The sequence below is a fragment of the Bacillus sp. SRB_8 genome (genome assembly GCF_003264205.1).
In the GTDB taxonomy this organism is placed as follows: Bacteria; Bacillota; Bacilli; order Bacillales; family Bacillaceae_G; genus Bacillus_A; species Bacillus_A mycoides.
In genome coordinates, this window is the sequence record NZ_NADT01000003.1 from 76862 (window position 1) to 102495 (window position 25634).

Genomic DNA, 25634 nt, shown 5'->3' on the forward strand with positions numbered 1-25634 from the left:
ATAGATGCACATAATAAAAACAACTATACAAAGAGATAGAGGATTACAGATACGAAAAATATGTTAAAGTTCTATGATGAATTTGAAAATAGTGAGTGGAAGAGGCAATTACTTTGACGAGCAAACAGTATAGAAATGGTTGGAGTAATTACAACTATTTGAGCACCGATTTAACCGTGCAGATTTTAAATAAAAGGAGAAATGAAATTTGAAACCACCTACAGATAACAATAAAGAAGGTGTAGAGTCACAGAAGTCAGAAACGGAACATAAGCCGATATGGAAATCGATGTCCATGTTTTTAGTGCCGTTACTTTTAAGTAATGTATTACAGTCAGTTGGACAGTTATTTGGAATGGTAGTAGTAGGAAGATGGCTTGGCGTAAATGATCTAGCAGCTATATCGGCATTTTTCCCGTTATTTTTCCTACTCGTTTCATTTGTAATTGGAATTGGTTCTGGTAGTTCAATTTTAATTGGTCAGGCATTTGGTGCTAAAAATGAGGAGCGCTTAAAAGCTATCGTTGGTACGACGCTTACGTTTACTTTTATTATCGGAGTCGTGTTGGCGATAATAGGTAGTATTTTTGCGATGGATATTATGCGTCTTATGGGAACGCCAGAAAATATTATTGAAATAAGTGTGCATTACGCAAGAATTTTATTTATATCTATGCCAGTATTATTCTTATATTTTGCATATACAACATTTATGAGAGGTACAGGAGATTCAAAAACGCCATTTTACTTTTTAATCGTAAGTACAGCGCTAAATATGATTTTATTACCAATTCTTATTTTTGGCTGGTTAGGAGCTCCGAAATTAGATGTTTATGGAGCAGCCTATGCTTCAGTTATATCTACAGTTATTACGTTTATTGTCATGCTAGTGTATTTAAAGAAGAAAAATCATCCACTACAATTAGACGGGACAGTAAGAAAATATCTTCGTATGGACTGGGAGTTATTAAAATTATTGTTACGCCTCGGTATTCCAGCGAGTATTAATATGATATTAGTTTCATTATCAGAGATCGCGGTAATCGCATTTGTAAATCGGTACGGTTCAGATGCAACAGCGGCGTATGGTGTTGTGAACCAAGTTGCAAGTTATGTACAAATGCCAGCGGTTAGCCTCGGCATTACCGTATCAATTTTTGCAGCGCAATCAATTGGTGCGAACCAATTTGATCGATTACAGAAAGTTGTTAAGGCCGGAATTATTATGAATTATATCATTGGTGGTGTATTAATATCTCTTATTTACTTGTTCTCAAGAGATATTTTAGCACTATTTTTAACAAGTCAAAATACAATTGACATTGCTCATAGTCTAATCATGATTACATTATGGAGCTACTTAATTTTCGGTCATGCACAAATTATTAGTGCGACAATGCGAGCAAGTGGTACTGTACTATGGCCAACTGTAATCAGTGTTGTATCAATTTGGCTTGTTGAAGTACCTGTGGCGTATTATCTTTCTTACCATACGAGCCTTGGAATAGAAGGGATATGGATTGGGTATCCAGCTGCATTCATCGTCAGCTTAATATTACAGTATGCATATTATAAGCTTTCATGGCAGAAGAAACGAATTACACGATTAGTGAGTTAAAAGATGAAAATGTCCCTAAGTCATTATACTTAGGGACATTTTTTTATGAATGCTTATAAATAACTTTTTAAAGTTATGTCAAAATGTTGTCTAATGAGTTCTCCATTATTCATATAAAACTCCCAAGCTGTATCTGGCTCACCGATAATTTCAAATGAACCTTCTGTAATATATAAAGCGCAATTATCTTCTAATGCAATACCTTCTATATTACCTTGGTGAGTTTGTAAAAACGTATGGAAGGCATTCATTCTATTTAATTGATTGTAATGGGGACAAAATCTTTTGTTAACAATACCCCAGCCACTACTTTCTATATAACCGGAACCTTCATAATCTGAACGAATGCTAGATGTGAACCAGCACATAGCACCGGCACTATATCCTGCAATAAGTGTTCCACGTTTTAAAGCAAATAGTAACTTTTCATCTAGTTTATGTTCTTTCCATTGTTCAAGCATGTGAACGTAATTTCCACCGCCAAGGTAAATTAAATCGGCAGAATGAATCATCTCATCTATTTCATATTTAGTAGGTGTTTCGGTTGAAATGCGTAAAATTTGAACCTCACAATGTAATTGCTTTTCAAATGTTGCTAAAAATAACTTTATATATCCTTCATCATCACGACTAGCTGTAGGAATGAATAATACTTTTGGGTATTGTTTATTCGTTAATTCTATAAGTCGTTCATTAATATGCAAGTGATTTGGATCTTGTAAATCACCGCCACCAATGACAGCTAATTTCATAGTAAAGCACCACCTAATAATATTTGTTATGTAAAAATTCGATAGTGGGGAGTTACATTCCTTCTGTGATTTAATGAATAAGGGGAAATAAAGTGAACAATATATTGAAATAGCATAAGGAGTCGATAGCTGTGGATAGAAAGGAATTAGAAGCAGTTTATCCCGCTATTTGCGGGCAGTAAACTCCCGCCTCAAAATTCGATTGGAGCAAAGCAGTTAGGTGGGAGCCCTGCTGCCCGTAAACGCCCGATTGGTGTGGGCTAATAATCAATGGGGGATGAACAAAATCCCCATTGATTAAAGTTTCACTTTATTGATATATAATACTGGAAAATATTGTTTCAAAATATGGGGACAATATGTTTAAATGAATATAACGACGTACTAATGAATGTTGTAAGAGTATTTATATTTAAAAAGTACAGGGAATACCAAAAGTTTTACAAAAGTGTTTTTTACTTTTTATAGGAACTTATTTTATAATATAGTTAAATTATATTAATATATTTATTAGCGTAGACTAAAGAGAGGGAGCGTGAAAGAGTGGATTTTCGATTTGAGTTCGCAGCGAAGGTGAAAGAATATTTAGATGATGAAAAAGATGAAAAAATAATAAAAGATGGACACAGAGATATAATTTATAAATATTTATATCCGTTAGAGAGTGAAATTGGAATTTTTAAAAACCCTAACTTTACTTTTTTTGCATCAGGAAGACGTTCACATATAGTATTAGAAAATATTGAATTTAAAACAGAAGTAAACGTAGAAAGTAATATAATTGAAATTACAAAAATAGTGGATAATGTGGTGATTCCATTAGATACTATCGTAGCTAAAGATCGGGAATTATTTGCACTTGGGCGTAATGAGAAATTTAGTGTGCAAATATTAGAATATTATCTCTATGATACATTTGGAGAGAAGTTAGGTTTACAATGAATCGAACGTGGTACAGATAACTAATTAGTGGAGATTAGGATTCATTTAAGTATCAGTTAATATCATTTATGTTTGACCTTCTATATATTTTATACTACAATCTGTAGTGTGAAAGGGGCCATACGATGTTTACTCAAAACTATAAGTTAAATGAGCAAGGGTTAAATCACTTTTTCGGACCGCTTGAAGCGAAAATAATGGAAATTGTTTGGGCTACTGAGGTTATTACCATTAAAGATGTGCAACAGAGATTAAGTGAAGAATCCCCGGTGAATTTTAATACTGTAATGACAGTTATGAACAGATTAGTAGAGAAAGCACATTTAGAAAAGCATATTGTGAAAAGAAGTGGTATGTATCGTACTACACAAACGAAGGAAGAATTTTTATCTAATCAAACGAAGAAAATGACACAGGAATTAATGGGTGAATTTGGAGATCTTGTTGTGAACCATATGATAGATGAGTTAGAACAAGCTGATCCATCTTTAATAAAAAAATTAGAAGAGAAATTAAGTCGGCTAAAAAAAGAGGACCGATAAAATGAAGTGGCAAATGCGTAAAATCGTTTTGTTAGCAGTGACTATTAGTGTGCTTTTTTTAAGCATGTTAGTATACTACGTTACATACCCATTTCTTTTTCAAAATAAAGCATTTTTCCTTTCTCAATTTTGTTTATTTGAATTACAAAAACATATGAGGGAACTATCAATACTTCGTATAATGATAGCCGGATTACTGTTATTTACTGTAATCATTATGAGTAAAAGAATTTGGAAGCAATTTTTTTATAGTAAAAGATTGAAAAGAAATCTCGTGTCTATTACTAGAAAAGGAAAGCAAGTGTACGTATTATCAACGTTACAGATTACGGCATTTACAATTGGATTATTTCGACCGAAAATTGTCATTTCAGAAGGAATGTTTCAGGCATTTTCTGAGGAAGAAATTGATGCGATTGTATTACATGAGGAATATCATCAAAAAAATCGAGATCCATTAAAGTTATTTTTCTTTACATTGTTAGCTGAGGGAATGATGTATATTCCTATATTAAAAGGGATGTTGCAGCGTTATCATGTATATCAAGAGCTATCAGCAGATAAATATGCGATGCAAAAAATGAAATCTTCATTTGAGCTAGGTAGTGCATTATTAAAGTTAATTAAAATAAAGACGATGGAAAATCAATGTATTACAGCGTCGTTTGCGAAAACCGCAATTAATTTACGAATTGAGCAAGTGTTGAATGAGCAAGTTGTTAAGCTGAATATGCCATTACATACGAATTCAGTATATGTAACGTTAGGGCTATTTTGTATGTCGATCGTACTTATTGTCGGAGAGTGCATATAGCCTCTTTTTTTAATAATTAACACTACGCATTGTAGTGTATTTAGGAGGGATAAAATGAATGCGGCGGATTTAACAATTTGGCTAGTAGTAGGGGCTGGGATACTTTCATTTATATCACCATGTTCTTTACCGCTATATCCATCTTATTTATCATATATTACAGGTGTGTCTATTCAAGATTTAAAAGAAAATCGTGGGATTATGCAAAAGTCAGCGATTATACATACAGTATTTTTTATGATCGGTTTCTCGGTTATATTTTATGCGTTAGGTTTATCGGTGAGTTGGATTGGGATTACTTTTTCATCTAATCAAAGATTGATTCAGCAAATTGGTGGGGTTTTTATTGTTTTGATCGGGTTATTTATGACTGGATTGTTTCAGCCTAAGTGGCTTATGGCAGAGAAAAAAGTGCAGTATAGAAGTAAATCGACAGGATATATTCGCTCAGTTTTGGTCGGCATGACATATGCAGCAGGATGGACACCGTGTGTTGGTCCGATATTTTCTGCAGTGCTTATGCTCGGGGCGACCAATCCTGAAAGTGCGCTTCTTTATATTACGGCATATACTCTTGGCTTTGCAGTTCCATTTTTCGTGATGGCATTTTTTATTGGAAAGGTAAAATGGATTGTTACTTATGCCAATGTCATGATGAAAATCGGCGGTGGAATGATGATTTTAACAGGGGTTTTATTATATACAAATCAAATGACGAAAATTACAGCGTTCTTTATTCGTCTATTCGGCGGATTTACGGGATTTTAGAAATGAGGAGGAAGAAAAGTGAAGAAACTAATTGCTATTATACTAGCTGGGGCACTAATTTGGGCAGGAGTTAACTTTTATAATACTAAGAAAGAAGAAAAAGAAAGAAAAGCGAAACAAGCGGAGTTACAAGAGAAGGAAGTATTACCACAAGTGGGATTTAAAGCGCCGAACATAACATTAAAAGGATTAGATGGGAAGCTTTATTCGTTAAATGATGCAAAGGGAAAACCATATGTTATTAATTTTTGGGCATCATGGTGTGGTCCATGTGAAATGGAGGCTCCTGATCTAGTTCGATTGTATGATAAATATAAGGAGGATGTTGAAATCTTTGCGGTAAATGCAACAATCGGGGATCCAGTACAAGAAGCGAGCGCATTTGCAGATCGTCACGGATTTAAATTTCCTGTTTTATTAGATATGGACGGAGTAGCTGGAATAGATTATAAAGTATTTTCTTTACCAACGACATTTTTTGTTAATAAAGATGGAATTATTGTAGATCATGCACGAGGTGTATTACCTCCAGATCAATTAGAAGAGAAGTTTAAGAAAATAATTGAGAATTAAGAGGGGATTTCAAAGTGATGGAGTGGATGGAGAGGTTACAACCCGTTTCTCTTATAATAGGAAGTTTATTTGGATTTACTCTAATGAAACTAAGGATGAAAAAGCAAAATATTAAATATGAAAAAATGATGGATGCAGTAACGAATGGCTTTCTTATCATTGTATTAGTATGGAAATTCGCACCGGCAACTTTAAATCCGGTATGGGCCATTGGGGCGCCAATGCCAGCATTATTAGCTGTAGGAAGTATTCAGCATATTATAGTAGGATGCGTAATTGCGAGTATATATATTGTTTGGAAAAGTAAAAAAGAGCAATTTTCTCTTCGGATTTTACTTGATACATTACCTTTTGGATTTTGCGTGAGTATAATCTTTTATTTTATATTCCATCAAGAAGTAGGTGCACAAACGACACTGCCGTGGGGGATGAAAATATATGAATCAAAATTTTTGTATCATCCTATTTTCATGTATGAGATTATACTCGCACTCGGTATAATTGGCTCGTTATGGATTAAAAATGAAAGATTAGGAAATGGAAAGAATATAAGCTTTTTTCTAATTTGCGAGGGAATTGCTCATATCATTATTTCACTTATTAGTGAACAAAATTCAGTTCTATTTGGTCTTTCAATACAGCAAATACTGAGCTTCTTTGTTATTAGTTTAGGGATTTTGTTAGTACCAAAAAAGTAAAAGTAGCCATGCGCGGAGAGCATGGCTACTTTTGTATCATCATATGAATTAAAAAATCGGCGGAGTAACAGAAAATAAAACAATCGCATTTTTCTCGAATTGATTTACCCATTTATGTTTTAAATAAGCTGGTATTTTTACGCTATCACCAGTTTCTAATGTGTATTCTTCTTCATTTAAGTGCAATGTGATTTTTCCGTCTAATACAAATGCTAATTCTTCACCTTTATGTTCTAGAACATTTTCTGATGAAGCAGTATTTGGTGGGATAGTCATAATTGCTGTTGCTAAATTTCCTGTGAAATCAGGTGATAACAATTCATATGATAAATTATCGATAATCATTTTTTTTCTTTTATGAGAACGTACAATTAAATCGTCTGTATTATTTTCTTCAAGTAAAAAACTAAATGTTGGAACATCAAGAGCTTTTGCAAGTACCTTTAATGTTTGAATAGAAGGGTTAGCAGAACCACGTTCAATTTGACTAAGCATTGATGGTGTGATTTCGGCCATCTTTGCTAATTCTTTACTAGTTAATCCTTTTTCTTTTCTTTGTTTTTCAATCTTTTTACCAATATCTATATTTTCCATAATAAATGCTCCTTAATAATTATTAAATTATATTTAAATAAATTAAATTAAAATTAACTAAAATGAATTATTTATGTTAAACTATATTAAAATTAATTTAATTATAATTTATTATATGGCTATCTACAAGGATATGAGGAGGAAGAGGAATGAAGGAGATAGAGGCATTAAAAGAGCAATATCCACTAGTAAATAACTTAATCGCAACAGAAGAAGTATTTTGGGTAAACCCGAATATGGAAAAGTATGAAACAGCAATAAAAAATTCGCCACTTAATGAAGAACATGTAAAAGACGCGGAAGAGAGATTAAAGCGTTTTGCACCATATATTGCGAAAGTATTTCCTGAAACGAAAGAAACAGGCGGTATTATAGAATCACCTTTAGTGAAAATCTCTTCTATGAAACAATCTTTAGAGAAAAATTACGAGCAGCCTATTTTAGGAGAATTATTATTAAAGTGTGATAGTCATCTTCCGATATCAGGATCAATAAAGGCAAGAGGCGGCATTTATGAAGTGTTGAAACATGCAGAGCAATTAGCATTGCAGCATGGAATGTTAACAGAGAAAGATGATTATTCAATTTTAGATAGTGATAGATTTAGAGGTTTCTTTGCGAAGTATTCAATTGCAGTAGGTTCTACTGGGAATTTAGGGCTTAGCATCGGTATTATGAGTGCGAAATTAGGTTTCAATGTGACAGTCCATATGTCAGCAGACGCAAAACAATGGAAAAAAGATTTATTAAGAAGTAAAGGTGTAAACGTTATTGAATATGAAGCTGATTATAGTAAAGCAGTAGAAGAAGGAAGACTGCAAGCAGATGCAGATCCTAGCTGTTATTTTGTTGATGATGAAAACTCACATGATTTATTTTTAGGATACGCAGTAGCAGCGTCACGTTTACAAAAACAATTAGAAGAGTTAGAAATTGTAGTAGATGAAGAGCACCCTTTATTCGTTTATCTTCCGTGCGGGGTAGGTGGCGGGCCTGGCGGAGTAGCATTTGGTTTAAAGTTATTGTACAAAGACAATGTGCACTGTTTCTTTGCGGAGCCTACGCACTCTCCGTGTATGTTACTCGGTTTAATGACAGGGCTTCACGATAAAATTGCCGTTCAAGATATCGGGATTGACAATGTAACTGATGCGGATGGGCTTGCAGTAGGAAGACCATCTGGATTTGTCGGTAAAACGATGGAACCATTTTTGAGTGGAAATTATACAGTAAGTGATGAAGAGTTATATAGATTATTAAAAGAACTGGCTGATACTGAAAATATTTATTTAGAGCCTTCTGCATTAGCGGGTATGATAGGGCCGTTGAATGTATGTAAAGCTGAAAATGAGTATTTACAAAAACAACAGTTAACAGAGAAGGTGAAGAAAGGTACTCATATTGTGTGGGGAACTGGTGGGAGTATGGTTCCGGAAGACGTGATGAATGGGTATTATAAGAAAGGTTTGGAATTAACGTGTAAATAAAAATGAGGCTATTTACAGCCTCATTTTTTTCATGTACATAAAATTCTTTGTTATTTTCGCACTAGTTCTTTATAGTATAGATATAAAGGATTGCTAATATCGAATAAAAATAACAAAAAGCTTTATTTTACATAATAAGAGGATGTGTATACGATGTCATTACAGACTAAATATATAGCGGGTATTTCGCTTGGGGTTATGGGCGTAGGTTTTGCGGCTTCCATCCCTTTTCAAGGAACGGTAGCTGGGGAGATTATTCAAGGGGGATTTGAAGCTGGGTTAGTTGGTGGACTTGCGGATTGGTTTGCGGTTACAGCTTTATTCCGTCATCCGTTGGGAATTCCAATTCCACATACAGCATTATTACCGAAAAATCGTAAGCGGGTAACAAAGGGTCTCGTTTCTACGTTAGAAAATGAATGGCTGACGAAAGAAAGTATTACAAGTAAAGTAAAAGAAATGCAGCTAGCACAAACGGTACTGCAAATTGCTGAGAAAGAGTTACAGTCTGACGCTGTGAAAAAAGGGATTGTAACAATTGCTGAGAAAGCGATTCTTCAAATAGATACGGAAAAATTAGCAGTTATTATTGAAAAAGAATTAAAAACGTATTTGCATACAATTAATACAAGTAACATATTACAAGTTCTCGTGGATCAATTAGTAGTGCAAGAATATGATGAAAAAACACTTGATTACATATTAGTAAAAGTGAAAGATTGGACAGCTCAAGATGAAGCACGTTATCAGCTCGGAAGCTTAGGCATGAAGGCGATGGAAAACATAAAAGTAGATGGATTCCTACAGTTTACTTTGAGATCGTTTATGAATATTGTTGATGAGGATAAAATCGGCGGCATTTTGCAGAAGTTTATCATTAGCAATATTAACAGCTTACAAGATGCAGATAATAGCACAAGGCAACTTATATTAGCGAAAATTCGTCAAGAGATTATAAATGTAAAAGAAAATGAATCTTTATTACAGGAATTAGAGAAGTGGAAAGAAAAATGGATTGCAAATTGGGATGCTACTGACAAAATAAAAGAGATGCTAGAGCAAGTACAGAGTAGGGCAGTTACTTTTGTGAAGAATGAAGAATTTGCTGATAAATATGTTGTTCCATTCTTACAAACACAAATGAATAAAATAAAAGAAGACGAATTGACTGTTCAAAAAATAGAAGATTGGTTACAAAAACAAGTTGTTACTATTGTTGAAAAGAATCATTCGAAAATTGGAAAGCTTGTGCAAGAAAACCTTGATAAGTTAGATGATAAAACATTAATCGAAATGATTGAAAATAATGTCGGTAAAGATTTGCAGTGGATTCGTGTGAACGGGGCTGTTTGTGGTTTTATGATTGGATTAATTTTAGAAGGAATAAAAGCGATTATATGAGAAAAACCTTCCACAATTGTGGAAGGTTTCTTATTTTTCGATAACGCTCATATTTAAATTATAAGCTTTCTCAATATTTAATTTGTACGTTCCATTTCCTGTTTTTATCGAGTTTTTATACCAATGTTCTTGCCCATTTAATTCTGGATTTTCTTCTGAAGAATTATTTTCTTTTTTCGCTAAATCTTCTACTTGTTCCCAAGGTGTGTTTCCGTGAGTTTCTTTTTGATTTGTTACGGCTGTTAAAGAAACATCACTTTCTTTAGTTAAATGAACAGATACGTTTGAACTGTTTTGTACAAACCAATTATTTTGTAATTGACCTGGATAAAGAGATAGTTCGTTATTCGAAGCGCGGATCTCTACATTTTTATTTTGCGGAAGAACGAGTGTTTGTTTCACCTGTGGTGCGAAGTTAAAAAACGTATGCTGAACCGGTAATGGTTTTAACGTTATATACATCGTTTCTCCAGCCGTTTGAACTGAAAGGAAATCCTCTTGTTTTAAATTAGGTTTTTCATTTGCCTTTGTCGTCATTTCATATGTTCCAAAAAGATGAATTTGATTTGTATTATTTCCCTCTATCGTTAGAGGGTGATGCCCCGCATCCACTACGATTTTTTTGATAGATTCAGGTATATCAAGTTGTCCGTCTGGAATATTACTCGTTTGCCTAGTTGTGTTAATAGAATGACGAACTTCTTCTAGTAATCCAGTTGATAATAAACAGTAAAAAGCAATTCCAACGCTTCCTAAAACTCCAATAAAGAAAATACTAAAAATATCATATTTAATAAATGATTGTTCCTTCTTAGAAAATAGAAGGTATAGTAAAATTTCAGCGCCAAGTATAATAAGTAAAACAGGCCACCATGCTGTTAATGTATCCAATACTTGAGTGCCTTTCATAACTGAAAATAGTAAGAAACAACCTAATGTAATAATGGAAAGCCCCATTGAGAATGTTCCAACGCGCCATGTTCTCATTCGTTTGTACCACCTTTGTTTTCTTTATTTCCAAGTAACAATTTAAAGCCACCACCAATTAAAAGGAGAGCAACGATAGATGTTTGGAAATAGCGATAATATAGTTCGCTAAGATGAATATTAAATATAGTTACAAAATAATCATTCAAAATAGGAAGGACTGTTTGATCTAATAAATAATAACCACCGAGTGTAATTAAACCGATACCGATCCATCTTTGATGATTTATAAAATAGTCGATGATAGGTTCGTCATGTACGCGTTCTTTTCCGTATTTGGCTGTTTGCTGTAATGTGTCAAAAAAGCTATAAAACCAAATGATTGGTACTAAAAATAAAAACGCAGAGAGTCTTAATAAATCGAGTAAATAAATGGATAGTAAAAAGGCTGCCATAAGCTGAAGACCACGGCGTTGTAAGCCTAAATACATATGTCCTGCTCCAGGGAACATCGCTAAAATAGAAGCAAATGTTTTACTTTTCTTTCCTTGTTCTCGGTGCTCTTCAAAGTCTTCAAAAATAGTACGATCAACTAATTGCTCGCCACGTTCTTTTTTCTGTAGTTGCTGAACAACATCGAAGAAATTATAAATCCATAAAACAGGTAACGTAATAAGGAAGATAAGGAAACTTCCTTGAGATGTTAAGAGTGCAACGAATATAATCATACTTCCGATTCCTGTGCAAGCGACTAAAAATGTAAGTCCGCGTTGCATAAGTCCTAATTGAAAATGACCAAGCCCAGGAATGATTGATAGAAGAATGATATAAAATCGTTCGCTTTCTTTAGAGGACTCTGTAAATTCTCCGGCTGCTTGTTTTTTCGATTGATTAATAATAGTGATAACTAAATCTAATAAATTGATCGCCCATAACACGACTAGTAAAAATAGAGAAAGAAAAGCAATATCACGCGCTCCTAATGCTATTGTACAAAATGCTGCAAAGATAAATAGAAATAAAGCCCCTCCGCTATATAAAATAAATCGTCCGAATTTCTTTAAATATAAATGTCCAAGCCCAGGAATTAGCCCTAATACAAGTGCTAAAAAGGGATTTTTATTCATGCTTTGAACCTCCGTCCTTTTTTGATGTGTCTACCGATTTGTTTACAATTTGTTGTGAGATAGAAGACTCGTTATGTTTTGAAGATTTCTCGAAATTTGATGTCGCTGTGAAAATATACTGGAATAAACCACTTACCATAAAAATAATTGTAGCCGCAGTCGCAATTATGTAGTGAATAATTGTGCGCTTTAGTGAGTTTGTTTTTATATTTTCATTAGGCTGTAACGTTTCAAAATTAATTTGCGTCATAAATTCGTTCGTAAATGAATCATCATTTATCATTGGAAGGTTTTCGTGTTGTTCATCAATACTTTCCATATAAAGTGCTAAACAATGATCACATTCATAAAGATGTTCTTCCATAGATTCACGTTCATTGTTTGATATAACATCTAATGTATAATTGCGCCAATCTTCTTTTGAATAATGCATCATAGAAACTCTTCCTCCTTCCAATGTTTTTTAATCCATTTTCTTGCCCGATACAGTTTCATTTCGACTGTTTTCACTTCAATATTTTCTTGCAAAGCAATTTCTTGATAACTTTTTTCTTCTAAGTAATGTGCGAGAACGACGTCACGGTAATTGTCGGGAAGTTCTCGCAGTTTTTGAGCAATGAGTAATTTTTGCTCTTTCGTCAATAATAAAGCCTCGATATTATGAGAGGCTTTATTATTTTCCGCAGTTTCTTTACATAAGGAGAGTTCTTCGTTTTCTCTAGCTTTTTTTCTCTTATAATCAATAGCGTGATTGGTGGCAATACGTGCCATCCACGTTTTTAATCCGCGAAATTGATAATTTTGGAGAGAGGCGTGAATTTTTACGAATACTTCTTGTGTAACATCTTTAGCATCTTCTTCATGTCTTAAAATAGAAAAGATAACTTGAAAAATATAATGACGATATGTTTGTACAAGGATACGAAAAGCATGTTCGCTTCCTTGTTGTGCTTTTTCAACTAATTGTTTTTCCTCAATCGGTCTCTCCCTCCTTTTTGACGCATTCTATTATATAGACGTAAGAAATGATAAGTCACCCTACACATGTTATAAAAAAAGAATAATATATTTTTAGCAGGAGGGCTATATGAAAAAGGTGTGAAAAAATGGTAAAGAGAAGTATATAATGAGCAAAGAGGAAATGCTACATGGAGAAAGGATGTGAATGTTAGTAGGATAAGGTCCATACTAACAAACATGAAAATTAAAATATTAATAGCGGACGATAATTCTTTTATTAGAGAAGGTATGAAAATTATTTTAAATACATACGAAGAGTTTGAAGTGTTAGATACTGTAAATGATGGAAAAGAGGCTGTAGCGTATTGTAAAAAGTATGAAGTTGATATCGCGCTTTTAGATGTTCGTATGCCAAACATGAACGGGGTAGAGGCGACGAAAATAATTTGTGAAGAGACAAAAACGAAGCCTCTCATTTTAACGACGTTTGATGATGATGAATATATTTTGGATGCAGTAAAAAACGGAGCGAAAGGTTATTTGTTAAAAAATAACGATCCAGAGCGTATCCGTGATGCAATAAAAGGAGTATATAACGGTCAAACTGTTATGCAAGATGTAGTGCTTGATAAAATTAAGTCTAATTTAATGGAAAGTAAAGAGGAAGAATCTAAAATTGATAAGAGCCTTTTCACAGAAAGAGAGCTTAGTATTATCGCATTAATTGCGAAAGGTTTCTCAAATAAAGAAATTTCGAAGCAACTTTTCATATCTGAAGGAACGATTGCAAATTATATTACATCAGTTTTAGGGAAAACTGGACTAGAACATCGCACACAAATTGCGATTTATTACTTAACAGGGAAAGTAGATTAATGTTATGGAATTTTGGTTAACTGTAAGTAAACTTATTGTCTTTTTATATATAGTGTTTAGCTACATTCATTTAAATGTTACGAACTTACCGTGGATTATACTTACTTTGCTTTTATATCTTTCTGTCAATGTGTTGATCTCTATATTTAAAAAAGATACGTACAAAAACATATTAACTTGTGTGTCAATTGGCGTAGTTATGTTATTTACATGGAAGGTTCATCCGTTTTTTATTTTGTTTTTACCTTTGAACTTATATGAAATTGCAAATTATTACATAAAAAAGAAATGGTTAATCTTTTTCATTATGATTCTTCCTATTATTTTTATAGGTGAAGGTATTCAAATGACGTATGGACTTATTAGTGCATTTTGTTTTTTTTCCTTAACGATAGCTCATCGCTATATAGCACGATTATTAAAACTAGAAATGCAAAATGATAAAATGAGAAAAGACATACAAAGACTTACGAAAAGCTTAAATGAAAATAAAGATTACATAAGGCAATCTGAATACACATTTAAATTAGAGGAAAGAAATCGACTATCTCAAGAAATTCATGATAAAATCGGTCACTCAATGACAGGTGCACTAATTCAAATGGAAGCAGCAAAGAGATTAATGGAAATAGATAAAGAAAAATCTGCGGAGTTATTACAAAATGCCATTCATATTTCAAAAGATGGAATTGAAAGCATTCGGATTACATTAAAAAATATGAAGCCATCAACTGAGCAAATTGGCATTCATCGTATGAAATTATTCATAGAGGAATTTGCCGGTAAGCATGATATGAATATTCCTTTCGTTTATAAAGGTAACTTAGATATGATTTCTCCCATTCAGTGGAAAATTATCGGTGAAAACGTTACAGAGGCGTTAACAAATGCGATGAAATATGCTGATGCGACAGTCATTTCAATCGATATTCATGTACTGAACAAGATGGTGAAAGTACAAGTGAAGGATAATGGTAAAGGTGCAGCTCTTGTTAAGAAAGGCCTCGGTATTATGGGGATGGAGGAGCGAACAGCATCAGTAAACGGAAAAATTATTGTAGATGGAACAAGTGGTTTTTCAGTAACGATGTTGTTGCCGATATGAGGGATGAATCATCTCATATGAAAAAAGTGAATAATCTCATGTGAAAAGGGTGAACTTCTGCACTGAGCAGGTTCATTCTTTTTGTTTATAATAAAAGCAGAGAAACCGAAATAGGGGTGAAATAATGAACACATTGGAAATTAAAAATTTAACGAAAAAATTTGGTGATTTCATCGCGGTAGATAATATGTCTTTATCTATTAAAGAAGGAGAAATATTTGGCTTTTTAGGTTCGAATGGTGCTGGTAAGAGTACAACGATTAATATGATTGCTGGTTTGTTAAGAAGTAATGAAGGTGAAATTAGCATACTAGGAAAAAATATAAAGAAACATAATCGATTTGCGAAAATGAATATTGGTATCGTTCCGCAAGATATTGCGATTTATGAAGAGTTAACTGCCTATGAAAATGTGAAATTCTTTGCTGGATTGTATGGATTACGAGGAGCCGAGCTAAAAGCGAGAGTAGAGGAAGCACTTCAATTTGTAGGCCTTAGTGATAAACATAAAAGTTATCCGAAAAACTTTTCTGGCGGGATGAAACGAAGACTGAATATCGCTTGTGCAATCGCTCATAGACCGAAGTTAATTATTATGGATGAACCGACAGTTGGAATTGATCCGCAGTCAAGGAACTACATTCTTCAGTCTGTCCGAAAATTAAATGAAATGGGAAGTACGATTATTTATACGAGTCACTACATGGAAGAAGTAGAAGAGATTTGTACGAAAATAGCAATTGTCGATCACGGTAAAGTAATTGCAGAAGGAACGAAAGAACAGTTAAAAGCGATTATTACAGATACGAAAGATATTTGGATTGAAGTAAAGTCAGTAGAAAATTTAGATGTAGAAAATTTAAAAGAGATAAATGGTGTGAAAGCTGTTCAAATTGAAGAGAACGTAATCAAGGTAAACTCGGATGCAGGATTAAATAATTTAAATAAAATTATTCAGCATTTCATTAATCATGACATTGAAATTCGTTCGTTAGAGGAGCAGGCTCCAAACTTAGAAACAGTATTTCTTACGTTAACTGGAAGAAACTTACGAGATAAATAACGGTAAATGAAGAAAAGGTAAAGGGAGGTTCATCAATTGAACATCTTTAACATTGCAGTGATGCACATTAAAAGAGATTTCAGGGACGTAAGAACTTTAGTTTTTATGTTAGCATTTCCAATTGTACTTATGCTTGTGTTAGGAACAGCGTTAACGAATGCATTTAATAGCGATAGTCAATCGTTTAAGGATATACAAGTGCTATATAAAGATGAAGCAAGTAGCACGTTTTCTCAATCATTTGAAGCATTTACAAAAGAAGTTGATAAATCAGGTATTCATTTTAAAAAAGCTTCCGAAGGTATAGATGGGAAAGAAGAAGTGAAGCAAAATAAATATGCTGCTTATGTAGAGTTAAATAAAGATGGTGCAAAATTTTATGGAAGTGACAAAAGTAGTATTGAGGGAAGTATTGTGGAAGGCATGCTTACAACATTTGTTGATAAGTACAACGTAGTGGCCGAAGTTGCAAAAGTAGATCCGAGTAAGGTTAGCGCAGTTATTTCAAACGGAAATCATAATGATTATATTAAAGAAACATCTTTACAAGCTGCTAAAAAACCAGGTTCTATGGATTACTATGCGGTTGTAATGACGACGATGATTGCACTGTACGCTGCAATGGGGGCGAGTTTTTTAATTCGAGGAGAACGAACACGTAAAACAGGAGATCGTTTAATTGCAGCACCTATAAGTAAGGCTGAAATTTTCATTGGGAAAGTGCTCGGTAGTCTTGTAGCGAATGCACTTTGTCTATTACTTGTCGTTTTATTTAGTAAATTTGTTTTTCAAGCGAATTGGGGCGACCATATTGGAATCATATTTATTATTTTACTAACAGAAGTCTTTTTAGCAATTAGCTTCGGTTTAGGAATCGGATATATTACAAAAACAGGTGAGGCATCTAGAGCGATTATTATGGTTGTTGTGCAATTAGCGTCTATTTTTGGTGGTGCGTATTTCGTAGTGGAAGAAAATTCCGTTACGAATTTATCACCATTAACGTGGGCAAACACAGCTATTATGAAAATTATTTATGCAAATGATGTAGGAGCGGCACTGCCGGTAATATCTTTAAATCTTGGGATTTCAGCAATCTTCTTATTAATTGCGATTATTGCATTACGTAGACGGGAGGGGCTATAGTATGAAAGATATTTTATGGCTCATACAAAAAACGTTATCTGTGCTTCTGAAAAATAAAAAGGGGTTACTCATTATTATTAGCTTGCCGATAATAGGAACGCTCATTTCCTTTTCGATATATGGGAATGTAGGGCAAGGAACGTTAAATATTGGGGTTATAAATAAAGAAAATCAACCTATCGCAAATGATACAGTGAAATTTTTAGAAGGACTCAATCATGTAAATGTTAGTAAAATTAAGGAATCTGAAGTGGAAGATAAACTCACTTCAAAAAAACTTGATGGTATTATTACATTACAGTCTGGTTTTTCTGAAAGTGTTCGAGAAGGGAAACCGAGTCATATTGAGATTTCATCGATTAAAGGCGATCAAGTAACAGGATTTATAAAATCGTATTTATATAACTATGTTGATAACATCGCTGCGATTAGTAAAGTGGCAGGGGCCGATCAAAGTACGTTTAATAGTATGTACGCGGGTTATCAAAAAAGTTCATTTAAAGTAAAGTCTGAGACACTTGAAGATACTTCAAAAAATAAAGATATGACAAATCAAACGATGGGTTATCTTATTATGTTTATGTTATTTTCAGCAGTGAACTTATCAGGATTTATTTTAAAAGAAAAAGAGAACAGAACGTATTTTAGATTATTATCAACGCCGATTGACGGAAAGAAATTTATATTATCTAATGTCGCAGTAAATATGATGATATTAACAGTACAAATTGTAATTGCAGTATTCTTTATGACGAATGTTTTTCACACAACTATAAATATGCCTTTCATAGTTATGATTGGTGTGCTTATGATATTCGCTTTAATTGCAATTGGTTTATCATTAGTCATTGTGTCTTTTTCAAAAAGTTCAACTGCTTCAAATGCAATGCAAAATATAGTAATAGTACCAACATGTTTACTTGCTGGATGTTATTTCCCGTACGACATTATGCCGAAAGCAGTACAAAAAGTAGCTGATTTCCTTCCGCAGCGTTGGTTACTAGATACGATTTCAAAACTACAGCAAGGCATTCCATTTTCTGAGTTGTATTTAAATATTTTAATTTTATTCGCTTTCGCGATAGCATTCTTCTTAATTGCTATTTATAAGTTTGGAAGAAATAATGATGCGAGGAACTTTGTTTAATGAAAAAGGGTGTGGCGTAAATGCCACGCCTTTTTTGTTCGTAATTAAAAGTAAGGAATACATTTCGTATGAAAAAGTAATTTAATGAAACACTACGAAATAGTAAGTAATATGATCGGAAGGAAATCCAAATGATTAAAAAGATATTGCGAGTTACTTCTATTATTATTGCTATTTTCGTTGTTATTTTAATTTGGATGCATATTGACGTTACGCTCGGAAGGAAAATGGAAGCCGGGAAAAACATGCCGACAGAGTATGCGCCTCATTATAGTGACTTTCAATTATATGTGGAAGGGAAGTCGTTTTATAAACAGTTATTTACTGATATAAGTGAAGCGAAGCGATCTATTTACACTTATTTTTATATTTTATCGGATGATAAAAGTAGCCATACTTTTTTAAACTTATTAAAGGAGAAGGCGAAAGAAGGAGTAAACGTATATTTATCGGTTGATCGCATTAATGATTTATCATTTGAAAGAAAGATGAAAAATGAATTGCGGGAAAGTGGTGTACATTTTACATATAGTAGAAAACCTGAATTGCCATTCGGATTTTATTCACTTCACCATCGTAATCATCGTCGTATTACGACAATTGATGGGGAGATTGGTTATACGGGTGGCTTTAATATGGGGGATGAGTACTTAGGGAAAGATAAGCGATTTGGATATTGGCGTGACTATCATGTGCGGCTTAGAGGAGAAGGAGCAAAAGATTTAGAAGAGCAATTCGCTTTAGATTGGAAACGAGATACGAAAGAACATATAAAAAGAAGTACGAATAAAGCGAGTAAAGGGAATACATTACATACGATGGTTAGCTACAATGGACATCACGTCGCTGAAAAATATATAAAGTTAATAAAACAAGCGAAGCATTCGATTGTAATTACAACGCCTTATTTTATAGCGAAAAATAAAGAATTAATGAATGCTTTAATTGGGGCGCAAAAGCGTGGTGTTACAGTGAAAATACTTTGGTCATATAAACCAGATATTCCTCTCATTAAAGAGGCGGCGTATCCTTACATACGTCAAGCTGTTAAAAGTGGGATTACTGTATATGGCTATAAAAAAGGGATGTTTCATGGGAAGTTAATGCTGATTGATAATGAATTAACCGTTATTGGTACAACAAACTTTACTGCGCGTAGCTTCTATATAAATGATGAGATGAATTTGTATATTCATGGTGGTCCTATCGTAGCGCAAGTAAATAAGGCGTTAATAGAGGATTTTAATGATTCGAAAGAAATGACGAAAGAGTTTTTTGATAACTTATCTTTTTGGGAGCGTTGTAAGGAGAAGTTGGCGGGATTAGTTGATTTTTATTTATAATAATTAAGGAAGAAAGGGTGTCTATAAAGGACACCCTTTTTTGATGGGAATAACTATTATTCATGCACAAGCATCGAAACATCATCATTAATCAACGTCCCAACATGTTCACCTAAACAAATTCTTTTCATAACGCCAGGCTCATCAAAGTTAAAGACGTGTGCCGGTAAATTATAATCTCGAGCAAGCAATAAAGCTGCTTGATCCATTACTTGTATGTTTTGCCTAACAATATCGTTATAGTTCAGTTTACTGTACATTTTCGCTGATTTATTATGTTTTGGATCACTTGTAAAGACACCGTCTACCCCTTGTTTTGCGACTAAAATGGCGTCGCTATTCATTTCAATGGCTCTTTGTACACTTGGGTAATCTGTTGTAACGAATGGTTGCCCGTTACCACCACCGAATATGACAACATAACCGTTATCTAAATGATGTACTGCACGTAGGCGAATATATGGCTCAGCTACTGCATTAAAAGGGATGGAAGTCATAACGCGTACTTCTCTATCTGTTTTACTTGTTAAAACGCCGCGAAGCATTAAGCTGTTAATAATCGTACCTAGCGTACCGATATTATCAGCTTCTACACGATCAATTCCCCATTCTTCAGCTAGATGACCTCTGAAAATGTTACCGCCGCCGATGACAATGGATACTTCGATATCTAGGTCAATAATGGATATTATTTCGTTTGCGATATGTTCTAATCGTTTGGAGTTAAAGCTATTTCCAGATTGATCAGCAAGTGCGCCGCCACTTAGTTTAATTAAGACGCGTTTATATGGTTTCATAACAATTCCCCCTATATAGATTGCAATAAAAAAGGAACAAAGGCGAATGCCTTTGTTCCTTCGTAAGAAAATGAAATAGAAAAGAAATAGATATGATGAACTTCTTCACGTGATTTTTCATAACATCCACTCCTTTTCATCCCCATTTATTTAGAATACGTATATCTTTTAGATTATACGAAATAATCTGATGTTTTATCAAGGTTATTTTATTTCTTTTTTATAAAAAAGTGTCAATGAATATTATAAGAAAAAAATTTGAATTTTTTGTGACGAACTTGTAGGTTTTTGTATGATTTTGTAGGTTCGCCTATATGATGTGTGAGTAAGCTTTTATAAATACGAAATGAAAGCGTTCGCATAAAGGGGATGAACATAAATGAAAAAATTCGGATTGGCAACACAAATTTTTGTCGCGCTTGTTTTAGGGATTGTAGTAGGGGCAGTCTTTTATGGCAATAAAACGGCGATTTCTTATATCACACCAATTGGGGATATATTTATTCACTTAATTAAGATGATTGTAGTACCAATTGTTATTTCAGCATTAATTGTTGCGGTAGCTGGTGTAGGGGATATGAAAAAGCTTGGGAAACTGGGTGGTAAGACGATTCTTTATTTCGAAATTATTACGACGATTGCTATTTTAATGGGATTACTTGCAGCAAATATATTCCAACCAGGTACTGGCGTTGATATGAGTAATTTACAGCAAAGTGATATTTCTTCTTATAAACAAACAGCAGATGCAACAGAGAAGAAAGGCTTTGCAGAAACGATTGTTCATATTGTACCGAAAAATATATTTGAGTCTATTACACAAGGTGACTTATTACCGATTATATTCTTCTCAGTACTATTCGGTTTAGGAGTTGCAGCAATCGGAGAAAAAGGAAAGCCTGTTTTTAACTTTTTTGAAGGTGTGCTCGAAGCGATGTTCTGGGTTACAAATCAAGTGATGAAATTCGCACCATTTGGTGTATTCGCATTAATTGCTGTTACGGTTGCAAAATTTGGTGTAGCAACACTACTTCCTTTAGGAAAACTAGTGCTAGCTGTATACGTAACTGTTATACTATTCGTTGTGATTGTATTAGGTATTAATGCGCGAATGGTTGGAGTAAATATTTTTACATTAATGAAAATTTTAAAAGAAGAACTTATTCTTTCATTTACGACAGCAAGTTCAGAAGCTGTTTTACCTAATATAATGAGAAAAATGGAAGAGTTCGGTTGTCCAAAGGCAGTTGCCTCTTTCGTAATTCCGACAGGTTATACATTTAACTTGACTGGATCGGCTATTTATCAAGCGTTAGCGGCATTGTTTGTTGCACAAATGTACGGTGTACACATGTCACTGACGGAGCAAATAACGCTATTATTCGTTCTCATGTTAACATCCAAAGGTATGGCGGGAGTTCCGGGTGCATCATTCGTTGTTGTATTAGCGACGTTAGGATCAATGGGCTTACCGCTAGAAGGCATCGCATTAATTGCGGGAATTGACCGCATTTTAGATATGATTCGCTCAGCTGTCAATGTATTAGGAAATGCATTAGCTGCCATTGTTATGTCGAAGTGGGAAGGCGAATTCGATGATGAGAAAGCAAAACAATATGTAGAAACGGTCAAACAAACAAAAGCAGCGTAAGAGATTGTTAAGGAGTGAGTAATCATGGCAACATTAACTGAAGTTAAAAATGGAGTACGAATTGAAAAAGATTTTTTAGGTGAAAAAGAAGTACCAAATTACGCGTACTACGGTGTACAAACAATGCGTGCAGTGGAGAATTTCCCGATTACAGGATACAAAGTCCATGAAGGTTTAATTAAAGCGTTAGCAATTGTAAAAAAAGCGGCAGCACTTGCTAATGCAGATGTAGGAAGATTGGAATTGAAAAAGGGTGGTGCTATCGCAGAAGCATCACAAGAAATCCTTGAGGGGAAATGGCATGATCATTTCATCGTTGATCCAATTCAAGGTGGTGCAGGAACTTCAATGAATATGAACGCAAATGAAGTCATTGCCAATCGTGCCCTTGAATTATTAGGAATGGAAAAGGGAGACTATGATTATATTAGTCCAAACAGTCATGTAAATATGGCACAATCAACAAACGATGCATTCCCAACAGCGATTCATATTGCAACATTAAATGCATTAGAAGGCTTATTACAAACAATGGGTTATATGCATGATGTATTTGAATTAAAAGCAGAACAGTTCGATCATGTTATTAAAATGGGTCGTACACATTTACAAGATGCTGTGCCAATTCGTCTTGGACAAGAATTTAAAGCATACTCCCGTGTACTTGAACGTGACATGAAACGTATCAAGCAATCACGTCAACATTTATATGAAGTAAATATGGGAGCAACTGCAGTTGGTACAGGCTTAAATGCAGATCCAGAATATATTGAAGCAGTTGTAAAACATTTAGCTACAATTAGTGAACTACCACTTGTTGGTGCAGAAGATTTAGTAGATGCAACTCAAAATACGGATGCGTACACTGAAGTATCTGCAGCACTTAAAGTATGTATGATGAACATGTCTAAAATTGCGAACGACCTTCGTCTAATGGCATCAGGTCCACGCGTTGGATTAGCGGAAATTATGCTACCAGCTCGTCAACCAGGTTCATCTATTATGCCAGGGAAAGTAAACCCTGTTATGCCAGAAGTAATTAATCAAATTGCGTTCCAAGTAATTGGTAACGACCATACAATTTGCCTTGCTTCAGAAGCAGGACAATTAGAATTAAATGTTATGGAACCAGTACTTGTTTTCAACTTACTTCAATCTATTAGCATTATGAATAACGGTTTCCGTGCCTTTACAGATAATTGCTTAAAAGGAATTGAAGCGAATGAAGATCGCTTAAAAGAGTACGTTGAGAAGAGTGTAGGAATTATTACAGCCGTGAACCCTCATATCGGCTATGAAGCAGCAGCTCGCGTTGCGAAAGAAGCAATTGCGACAGGGCAATCCGTTCGAGAACTATGTGTGAAAAATGGTGTATTGTCACAAGAAGAATTAGAGTTAATTCTAGATCCATTCGAAATGACACACCCAGGGATTGCAGGAGCAACTCTTTTAAAGAAAAATTAAAAGAAGAGGGGGACAATCCCCTCTTTTTTGTTTACAATATAGAAATGCTATATATGAATAGAGGTAGGGATGTTATGAGTAAGTTTACAGTGGCTTCTAATGGTGCATTAGAAACAACATTAAGAGGAGCAGAAGTATTATCAACACCACTTTTAAATAAAGGGGTAGCTTTCACACAAGAGGAAAGAGAAGAGTTAGGTTTAAAAGGGTTATTACCGCCAGCGGTTTTAACGTTAGAAGAACAAGCACGCCGAGCGTATGAACAATTTAGTTCTCAGCCGGATGATTTATTAAAGAATGTATACTTAACAGCGTTACATGATCGAAATGAAGTGTTATTTTATCGTATTTTAACAGAGCATTTACGTGAAATGTTACCGATTGTATATACACCAACTGTAGGTGTAGCAATTCAAAGATATAGTCATGAATACCGTAAACCACGTGGCATTTATTTATCAATTAACGATCCATCAGGTATTGAAGATGCATTTGCAAATATCGGTGCAACAGCTGAAAACATTGATTTAGTCGTTGTAACGGATGGAGAAGGTATATTAGGAATTGGTGATTGGGGTGTTGGTGGAATTAACATCGCAATCGGGAAATTGGCTGTATATACGGCCGCAGTTGGAATCGATCCTAGCCGTGTATTACCGGTAATTTTAGATGTAGGTACAAATCGTGAGGAATTATTAAACAATCCATTTTATATTGGAAATCGTCACCCTCGTATAACAGGTGAAGCTTACGATGAATTTATTGATACGTTTGTTCAAGCGGTAAATAAACAATTCCCGAAAGCACTTCTACATTGGGAAGACTTCAGTTCTCGAAATGCACGAAAAATTTTAGATAAATATCGTCATGACGTTTGTACATTTAATGATGATATTCAAGGTACAGGGGCAGTTTCACTTGCTGCTGTATTATCGGCAGTAAAAGCTTCTGGTGTACCGTTAAGTGAACACCGTGTAGTTGTGTTTGGTGCTGGTACGGCTGGAATCGGTATCGCAGATCAAGTAAGAGATGCAATGGTTCGTGTCGGCTTATCAGACGAAGAATCACATAATCGTTTCTGGTGTATTGACCGTAATGGGTTGGTTACAGATAATATGGAAGATCTTCTTGATTTCCAAATTCCATATGCAAGAAAAGAAGCTGAAGTAAGTGATTGGAAACAAAATGATGCTATCGGACTTGCTGAAGTTGTGAAACATGTAAAACCGACAATTTTAATTGGTACATCTACTGTTGCAGGCGCATTTAAAGAGGAAATTATTAAAGAAATGGCTTCTCACGTAGAAAGACCAATCATTTTACCAATGTCGAATCCAACGCCACTTGCTGAAGCGAAACCAGCAGATTTAATCGAGTGGACAGAAGGAAAAGCATTAGTTGCAACAGGAAGTCCGTTTGAACCGGTTACATATAACGGTGTAACGTATGTGATTGGACAGTCAAATAACGCACTTATTTTCCCAGGACTAGGTCTTGGTACAATTGTTGTTCGTGCAAGCATCATGACGGATGGAATGTTCGCAGCAGCAGCAGAAGCAGTTGCAAGTATGGTAGATACAAGTCAGCCAGGAGCGCCTATTTTGCCAGAAGTTGAAGAGTTACGTAATATCTCTGAACTGGTTGCGATTGAAGTAGCGAAAGTTGCAGTTGCAGAAGGTGTTGCTAGAGAGAACTTAAGTGATGACGATATTAAGATTGCAGTAAAAGAAGCAATATGGGAACCGGAGTATCGCCAAATAAAAGCGGTAGAAAAGGTTAGAATATAGAAATAAAGCCCGTTTATAATTATAAGCGGGCTTTCACTTTTACAATTGAAAA

At 34.3% G+C, this 25634-nt stretch carries 25 protein-coding genes; 18 read left to right on the forward strand and 7 right to left on the reverse strand.

Going from position 1 to position 25634, the window contains the following annotated elements:
- The first annotated feature begins 208 nt into the window (after window positions 1-208).
- Complete coding sequence (locus B5P40_RS00645) at window positions 209-1618, forward strand: MATE family efflux transporter (protein WP_002086395.1); 1410 nt, start codon at window positions 209-211, stop codon at window positions 1616-1618.
- 53 nt (window positions 1619-1671) lie between these two features.
- Here the strand turns inward: B5P40_RS00645 and B5P40_RS00650 are convergent, their stop codons facing one another.
- Window positions 1672-2370 (reverse strand): peptidase E, encoded by a 699-nt coding sequence (locus B5P40_RS00650; RefSeq protein WP_002031081.1) that lies wholly within the window; start codon window positions 2368-2370, stop codon window positions 1672-1674.
- A 543-nt stretch (window positions 2371-2913) separates the two neighbouring features.
- On the opposite strand from B5P40_RS00650, the gene B5P40_RS00655 reads away from it, so the two are divergent.
- The 6 genes from B5P40_RS00655 to B5P40_RS00680 all read left to right on the forward strand — a co-directional run bounded on the left by B5P40_RS00655 (window position 2914) and on the right by B5P40_RS00680 (window position 6707).
- Window positions 2914-3312 carry a DUF3942 family protein gene (locus B5P40_RS00655; protein WP_002031084.1) on the forward strand — a complete coding sequence of 133 codons (399 nt, stop codon included), beginning with the start codon at window positions 2914-2916 and terminating at the stop codon, window positions 3310-3312.
- Between the two features lie 125 nt (window positions 3313-3437).
- Window positions 3438-3854 carry a BlaI/MecI/CopY family transcriptional regulator gene (locus B5P40_RS00660; RefSeq protein WP_113708679.1) on the forward strand — a complete coding sequence of 139 codons (417 nt, stop codon included), beginning with the start codon at window positions 3438-3440 and terminating at the stop codon, window positions 3852-3854.
- 1 nt (window position 3855) lies between these two features.
- Window positions 3856-4668 (forward strand): M56 family metallopeptidase, encoded by an 813-nt coding sequence (locus B5P40_RS00665; protein WP_113708680.1) that lies wholly within the window; start codon window positions 3856-3858, stop codon window positions 4666-4668.
- 54 nt (window positions 4669-4722) lie between these two features.
- Complete coding sequence (gene ccdA, locus B5P40_RS00670; protein WP_113708681.1) at window positions 4723-5436, forward strand: cytochrome c-type biogenesis protein CcdA; 714 nt, start codon at window positions 4723-4725, stop codon at window positions 5434-5436.
- 18 nt (window positions 5437-5454) lie between these two features.
- Window positions 5455-6009: a TlpA family protein disulfide reductase gene (locus tag B5P40_RS00675; protein WP_002031090.1), complete on the forward strand. Its 555-nt coding sequence runs from the start codon at window positions 5455-5457 to the stop codon at window positions 6007-6009.
- A 17-nt stretch (window positions 6010-6026) separates the two neighbouring features.
- Window positions 6027-6707 carry a prolipoprotein diacylglyceryl transferase family protein gene (locus tag B5P40_RS00680; RefSeq protein ID WP_012260705.1) on the forward strand — a complete coding sequence of 227 codons (681 nt, stop codon included), beginning with the start codon at window positions 6027-6029 and terminating at the stop codon, window positions 6705-6707.
- A 48-nt stretch (window positions 6708-6755) separates the two neighbouring features.
- Here B5P40_RS00680 and B5P40_RS00685 read toward each other — a convergent pair whose 3' ends face one another.
- Entirely contained in the window at window positions 6756-7301 is a 546-nt protein-coding gene (locus tag B5P40_RS00685; RefSeq protein ID WP_002012259.1) for a helix-turn-helix domain-containing protein, read from the reverse strand.
- Between the two features lie 149 nt (window positions 7302-7450).
- On the opposite strand from B5P40_RS00685, the gene B5P40_RS00690 reads away from it, so the two are divergent.
- Window positions 7451-8788: a D-serine ammonia-lyase gene (locus tag B5P40_RS00690; protein WP_002031095.1), complete on the forward strand. Its 1338-nt coding sequence runs from the start codon at window positions 7451-7453 to the stop codon at window positions 8786-8788.
- A 153-nt stretch (window positions 8789-8941) separates the two neighbouring features.
- A complete protein-coding gene (locus B5P40_RS00695) occupies window positions 8942-10189 on the forward strand; it encodes a DUF445 domain-containing protein (protein WP_113708682.1) in 1248 nt (415 codons plus the stop codon).
- A gap of 30 nt (window positions 10190-10219) precedes the next feature.
- Here B5P40_RS00695 and exsE read toward each other — a convergent pair whose 3' ends face one another.
- From exsE to B5P40_RS00715, 4 genes are read right to left on the reverse strand one after another with little or no spacing between them, the layout of a single operon-like run.
- Window positions 10220-11176, reverse strand: coding sequence for an exosporium protein ExsE (exsE, locus tag B5P40_RS00700; protein WP_002126702.1), 957 nt, complete (start codon window positions 11174-11176; stop codon window positions 10220-10222).
- Window positions 11173-12243, reverse strand: coding sequence for a hypothetical protein (locus B5P40_RS00705; protein ID WP_002126704.1), 1071 nt, complete (start codon window positions 12241-12243; stop codon window positions 11173-11175). Before B5P40_RS00705 ends, exsE begins: the two co-directional genes overlap by 4 nt.
- A complete protein-coding gene (locus B5P40_RS00710) occupies window positions 12236-12679 on the reverse strand; it encodes a hypothetical protein (protein WP_113708683.1) in 444 nt (147 codons plus the stop codon). Before B5P40_RS00710 ends, B5P40_RS00705 begins: the two co-directional genes overlap by 8 nt.
- Window positions 12676-13221: an RNA polymerase sigma factor gene (locus B5P40_RS00715; RefSeq protein ID WP_309252096.1), complete on the reverse strand. Its 546-nt coding sequence runs from the start codon at window positions 13219-13221 to the stop codon at window positions 12676-12678. The genes B5P40_RS00710 and B5P40_RS00715 overlap by 4 nt, the downstream gene beginning before the upstream one ends.
- Before the next feature lie 219 nt (window positions 13222-13440).
- Here B5P40_RS00715 and B5P40_RS00725 point away from each other — a divergent pair, with 219 nt between their 5' ends.
- The 6 genes from B5P40_RS00725 to cls all read left to right on the forward strand — a co-directional run bounded on the left by B5P40_RS00725 (window position 13441) and on the right by cls (window position 19883).
- Window positions 13441-14079, forward strand: coding sequence for a response regulator transcription factor (locus tag B5P40_RS00725; RefSeq protein ID WP_000694090.1), 639 nt, complete (start codon window positions 13441-13443; stop codon window positions 14077-14079).
- Window positions 14080-14083: 4 nt separating this feature from the next.
- The gene (locus tag B5P40_RS00730; RefSeq protein ID WP_002126710.1) at window positions 14084-15184 is read left to right on the forward strand and encodes a sensor histidine kinase; all 1101 of its coding nucleotides are present in this window, start codon (window positions 14084-14086) and stop codon (window positions 15182-15184) included.
- Window positions 15185-15308: 124 nt separating this feature from the next.
- Entirely contained in the window at window positions 15309-16247 is a 939-nt protein-coding gene (locus B5P40_RS00735) for an ABC transporter ATP-binding protein (protein ID WP_002086377.1), read from the forward strand.
- A 36-nt stretch (window positions 16248-16283) separates the two neighbouring features.
- Window positions 16284-17393, forward strand: coding sequence for an ABC transporter permease (locus tag B5P40_RS00740; RefSeq protein ID WP_113708685.1), 1110 nt, complete (start codon window positions 16284-16286; stop codon window positions 17391-17393).
- Window position 17394: 1 nt separating this feature from the next.
- On the forward strand, window positions 17395-18540 hold the full coding sequence (locus tag B5P40_RS00745; protein ID WP_078175920.1) for an ABC transporter permease: 1146 nt from the start codon (window positions 17395-17397) through the stop codon (window positions 18538-18540).
- A 131-nt stretch (window positions 18541-18671) separates the two neighbouring features.
- Window positions 18672-19883, forward strand: coding sequence for a cardiolipin synthase (gene cls, locus B5P40_RS00750; protein ID WP_002168683.1), 1212 nt, complete (start codon window positions 18672-18674; stop codon window positions 19881-19883).
- Window positions 19884-19939: 56 nt separating this feature from the next.
- Here cls and pyrH read toward each other — a convergent pair whose 3' ends face one another.
- Window positions 19940-20680, reverse strand: a complete 741-nt coding sequence (pyrH, locus tag B5P40_RS00755; RefSeq protein ID WP_002168682.1) for a UMP kinase — start codon at window positions 20678-20680, stop codon at window positions 19940-19942.
- 379 nt (window positions 20681-21059) lie between these two features.
- Between pyrH and B5P40_RS00760 the strand changes: the two genes are divergently transcribed.
- From B5P40_RS00760 to malS, 3 genes are all read left to right on the forward strand, one after another.
- Window positions 21060-22331 (forward strand): cation:dicarboxylate symporter family transporter, encoded by a 1272-nt coding sequence (locus tag B5P40_RS00760; RefSeq protein WP_002086365.1) that lies wholly within the window; start codon window positions 21060-21062, stop codon window positions 22329-22331.
- 24 nt (window positions 22332-22355) lie between these two features.
- Window positions 22356-23795 carry an aspartate ammonia-lyase gene (gene aspA, locus B5P40_RS00765; RefSeq protein ID WP_002012229.1) on the forward strand — a complete coding sequence of 480 codons (1440 nt, stop codon included), beginning with the start codon at window positions 22356-22358 and terminating at the stop codon, window positions 23793-23795.
- Between the two features lie 74 nt (window positions 23796-23869).
- Window positions 23870-25582: an oxaloacetate-decarboxylating malate dehydrogenase gene (malS, locus tag B5P40_RS00770; RefSeq protein ID WP_113708777.1), complete on the forward strand. Its 1713-nt coding sequence runs from the start codon at window positions 23870-23872 to the stop codon at window positions 25580-25582.
- The last annotated feature ends 52 nt before the right edge of the window (window positions 25583-25634 follow it).